Source organism: Terriglobia bacterium, assembly GCA_020073085.1.
Classification (GTDB): domain Bacteria; phylum Acidobacteriota; class Terriglobia; order JAIQFV01; family JAIQFV01; genus JAIQFV01.
The window spans coordinates 1-4,354 of the sequence record JAIQFV010000062.1; the positions used below are offsets into that span (position 1 = coordinate 1).

General features: G+C 57.6%; 3 protein-coding genes. All 3 read right to left on the reverse strand.

Annotated features, from left to right (window positions below):
- The coding region (locus tag LAO21_23140; protein MBZ5555612.1) for a 2-dehydro-3-deoxyphosphogluconate aldolase at positions 1-277 on the reverse strand (277 nt) is incomplete at its 3' end.
- A 219-nt stretch (positions 278-496) separates the two neighbouring features.
- Positions 497-3,910 (reverse strand): TonB-dependent receptor, encoded by a 3,414-nt coding sequence (locus tag LAO21_23145; GenBank protein MBZ5555613.1) that lies wholly within the window; start codon positions 3,908-3,910, stop codon positions 497-499.
- Positions 3,911-4,173: 263 nt separating this feature from the next.
- Positions 4,174-4,354, reverse strand: a 181-nt coding sequence (locus tag LAO21_23150; GenBank protein MBZ5555614.1) for a hypothetical protein, incomplete at its 5' end; no start/stop codon positions are given.

Below are 4,354 nucleotides of genomic sequence, written 5' to 3' on the forward strand. Positions count from 1 at the left end.
TCACCAGAAACTCCGCCCCCGCCTCCAGGCACCGCTGCGCCGTCGCTTCATCCAGCACCGTGCCCGCCCCCACCACCACGCTCGAATCCATGGTCCGGGCGATTTCCCGAATGACCCCGATCGCCCCCGGCACCGTCATTGTGATTTCCACAATCGGTATCCCTCCGAGAATGATCGCCTCCACCGCCATCATCGCCTGTTCGGCCGAGGCCCCCCGCACCACCGGGACGATCCCTACTTCCGTTATCAGCTCCCGCACTTCCTGCTTTGTCTTCATGCTGACCTTTCACACCGGAAGTAACTACCGGCAAACACACGGGTGACTACTGCTGTCCTCTCCTTCACCGCGACATCCATCCACCGTCCACGACCAGCACGTGGCCGTAAACAGAGCCGATAGATGCGGAGCACAGCAAATTGTGTATTCGTTCGCGATCCGCCGGGCTGCAGGAGCAAACCCCTGCCGCCCGGCGATGTGGATGCGTCAGCTCAAGTCTTAGAAGTTAAATTTCAATGCGAATTGGAAAGTGCGTCCGTCACCAATCTGGCTCTGGATCCTCCCGAAGTTGGCGTTGTTCACGCTGGCCACGGGGTTGCCAAAGACAGGGTGGTTGAACAGATTGAAGGTCTCCATGCGGATTTGCACATCTTTGTTTTCACCAACCTTCAACCTGCGGGAAATGGCCACATCGAACGTGAAAGCTCCAGGCCCTGCGAGCGAATTGCGGCCCACGCTCCCGAAAGTCCCGCTCGCCGGCGAAACAAAAGCGCCGGTGTTGAACCAGCATTGCGTCGAACCCACAGGCACGGTCACGCCATTGATCGTGCACCCGCCCTGGAGGGGATCACTCAACTGGTTGGGTCGGTCTTTGAAGGATGTGGTCGCACCGGTCAATGCCGAATCCACACCGGTCAGAACCGTGAAATATGACCCGGTACGGTAACTGAAGAGCGGGGCGAACGACCAATTGTTCAGAACTGCCCCGGAAAGGCTTCCCTCAAATTTCGGACTGGTGACGACCAGCGATGCGTTCATGGACTGGCGAACGTCCATGCCGCAATTGCCGCGGTCTTTTTTCAGATTTCCGGTGTTCGGATCGTTGATGGGGGACGGATACAGGGTCGGCCGGCTGTTGGTGAGTTCGCCTGTGAAATCCTGGTCGCTGATGCAGTGTGCCCAGGTGTAATTTGCCAGGAGGTTGAAGTTGTTGCTGAAACGGTGCTTGGCGACAAGGAGCAAGCCGTTGTATTCGGCATTGGCTCCATCCCACAGTGAGGTCAGGTTCGAGAAGTATTGCCCCTGGCTGGGGTTCGCTATGTAGAGGGCGCGCCGGCAATTCGTATTGCTGGTGGAAGCGGCCTGGCCCGGTGTACAGCCCGATAGCGCATTTGACGGAACTGCCACAGGCATCCCGGGATTGGCTTCGTACCCGACCCAGATGTGCGTCGTCTTGCTTCCCAGGTAGGTGGCCGACATCATCCAGTTTGTCCCAAATTGCTTCTCAACGCTCAAATTCCAGTGCTGCACGTACATCGGAGAAACGTCAAAGGAGTTGTTAATATAAACACCATTCAGCGGGAAGAAGGCATTAGGGCTCCCTGGAGTCGGAAACGGCAACGGAAATTGTGGGATGGTTCCCGGCTGGCCAACATAGGGATTGGTCAGTGAAGCCCCAGAGGTCGTCTTGGGGGCAAAGCTTATTCCGCTGCCGTATGGAGAGTTGTCGGCGAAACGGTCAAAGTAGTACATCTCCGGGCTGTCGTAGAACAATCCGTAACTGGCGCGAATGGTCATCTTGCCTTGATTTGTCGGATCCCACACCAGACCGACCCGGGGGGAGAATTGCAGCCACTTATTATTCTGGAAGGAGCACGGAACACCCGTGTCGCCGCAGAAAGTCAGCCCTGCCGGCGCGTTCGGGAAGACCGCGCTGTGAGTGCCGGCCATAAAGGCGCCGTAGTCAAAATGGCTTCCACGATTGAAGGCGTCCTTCGAAGGCAAGAAGGGCTCCCAACGGATGCCGGCATTCAAGGATAGATTCGGCAGAAGCCTGATGTTGTCGTGCAAGTAGAGGCCAAAGTAGGTATATCTCCAGGCCTCGGCTTCCGGGTTCCCCTGGGCAAAATTCGAAGGCAACCCCAGCATGTAGTCGGCGAGGTTGTCGCCGCTGATGTTGCCGCCGAATGTGAATTGTCCGTTGGACTGGAAGGTGGAGAGGTAGTTGAGCTGCATCCTCATGAAGTTCACGCCGAAGGTCAACTGGTGCTTCCCGCGCGTCATATCCACGTCGTCCGCCACCTGGAACAGGTTGTTGATGAAGAAACCCGGCATCTGTGATCCCCCGCCCGTGGTGAAGTAGCCTGAGGAAACGCTCAGGACCAGGCCCTGCGGAATCGGACTGGGAACGTTAATTCCCAGTGTCGCCGGATTGATCATCTCGCTGGCCGGGCCGCGGTGGATAGCCAGCCGGGTCGCGGTAAAGCGAAACGCATTGACCACGGTGGGGCCGAAAGTGTAGGTGTCGCCAAAAACCATGCTTTGGAAGCGCGACAACTGGGAAGCGGTCTGCCCTTGTGGAAGGATGTTCGACGAGTCGAACGCCACTGGGGCTCTATAATCGGTGAAAAAATACCGTGTGAAAAAGGAGTGCTTGTCGCTGATGTTCCAATCAATCTTGGAGATCACCTCATCTTCGTTCACGATCCCCGGGATCGTGAAACTCACGTTTCCACAAGCGTCAGCCGCCGCCGGAAGGAATTTCGCAAGCGCCAGGGAAGTGCCGTTGTACACGCTGGGACTGACCTTGTTATTGACGAACGGGGCCTTCAGCGTCTTGGCCTTCCCGTTGCTCTGACACCCTGCTGACATCATGGTGGAGAAGTCCCCTGCAAGCGCGGCCGCCGTGGGGACGTGCGTCGCAATGGGTGGGGGGGTGGAAGACTGTCTGAGACCCTGGTAACCAACAAAGAACATCAGCTTGTCCTTCTTGATCGGTCCCCCCAGGGTTCCACCGAACTGGTTGCGCTTCATGGTGTCGTCCTTAAAGCCCGGCGCCACAGGAGTGAAGTGTTCATGTTGCGCGTTGGTGATGGGATTGCGGAAGAACTCGAAGAGGTTACCGTGAAAATTATTGGTGCCCGACTTGGTGACCACGTTCACGACCGCGCCGGCGTGGACGCCAAAACGCGCCGACAACCCGCTGTTCTGGACGCTGAATTCCTGGATCGCGTCCGGGAACGGAAATGGCGAGTTGACGTTCGAAAAGGCATCGTTGTTGTCGCCGCCATCCAGCAGATAGTTGTTGGCATTTTGCTGGCCCCCGGCCACGGAGATCGTCTGGGAGGCGCCGCTCGTGCCATTCCCGTAATTCTTGCTGCTCATCAAATCCTGACTCGGAAGCGAGATGTTTGAGGCCGCCCCGGCGATCAATATCAAGTTGGGGGCGTTCCGGCCATTGAGCGGAAGCTCCATGATCCGGCTGTTGTCGATCACCGTGGAAACCGAATTCTGGCGCGTCTCCACCATCCCGGCATCGGCTTCCACCTGCACCACCGCGGTCACGGCGCCGACCTGAAGCTTGACGTCAATCCGGGGTGTTCCACCGACTTGCAGGACGATGCCTTCTTGAACATAGTCCCGGAATCCGGACATCGTTACTCGCAGCTGGTAAGGCCCCACGGGCAGGTTGGATAGGTAATACTGTCCTTCGTCGTTGCTTGACGTGGTCCTGACCAGGCCCGTGGCAACCTGCGTCACCTTGATTTGGGCGCCTGGAACCACCGCCCCAGTTTGGTCGGTGATGCGTCCTTGTATTTGAGCAAAGTTCACGGCCTGGCCGAATAGAACCGAGGGGACGAATGCGACAAGCACCAAAACGGCCAGGGTTGCAAGAAGCAGTGTTTTCTTCATAGCGATAGCCTCCTATGCCTTTCTGCTGAAAACAATTGGTTCGGCACCCTGGCCTTGGTTGACAGGGCGCTGACCGCATTTTTGTTGTTGAGTTCAATTCGCCGCGCTGGCGGCATATGACATCGACTGACATCTCGTTCGAATTGCAGTTAACTTGGCCGTTTGAAACCTTACGTACTTGAAAACTCTCCTCAAGAAACCCATCGACCTATCTTCGAGTGGTGGTGCCAACCGGATCCACTTTCAGAGTCCCACGAAACTGCTCAGCCGTTGATGCTCGCGAAGGCGGCCTCTTTGAGGGGGCTCATTTGAGCGCGGGCTTCCTTGACCGCCGCTACAAATCTCCGCGCATTCGCCGTAATGATTCCCGGCCGGCCCGTCCTCAGGGCCTCCGCCTGGACCAGTTCCCCTCCGACCCCCAGCGCGGCCGCCCCTGCCCGGATG

Excerpts from the sequence above, each read along its gene's own strand:
- LAO21_23145 (MBZ5555613.1), bottom strand. The coding sequence starts at position 3,910 with ATGAAGAAAACACTGCTTCTTGCAACCCTGGCCGTTTTGGTGCTTGTC.